At 67.4% G+C, this 288-nt stretch carries 1 protein-coding gene; it reads left to right on the forward strand.

All coding sequences use genetic code 11. The features are described from left to right. Positions 1-262 (forward strand): sigma 54-interacting transcriptional regulator (locus QSV46_RS39410; RefSeq protein ID WP_314964049.1); only part of this gene is annotated, 262 nt, incomplete at its 5' end. Positions 263-288: the final 26 nt, after the last annotated feature.

Genomic DNA, 288 nt, shown 5'->3' on the forward strand with positions numbered 1-288 from the left:
CGTCGAGGCCGAACTGTTCGGCTATGCCGAGGGCTCCTTCACCGGTGCACGGCGCGGCGGTGCCGTTGGCCTCGTCAAGGAGGCCGATGGCGGCACCCTGTTCCTCGACGAGATCGGCGATATGCCCGTCACCCTGCAGGCGGTGCTTTTGCGCCTGCTCGACGACTGGACCGTGCGGCCGATCGGCGGTGCCCGCGCCAAGGTCGATGTCTTTCTCGTCTCCGCCACCAACGCCACCCTCGACAAGGCCATCCTCGAGTGACGCTTCCGCTCCGACCTGCTCTATCG

This window comes from Bradyrhizobium cosmicum (assembly GCF_032290525.1).
Lineage (GTDB): Bacteria > Pseudomonadota > Alphaproteobacteria > Rhizobiales > Xanthobacteraceae > Bradyrhizobium > Bradyrhizobium cosmicum_A.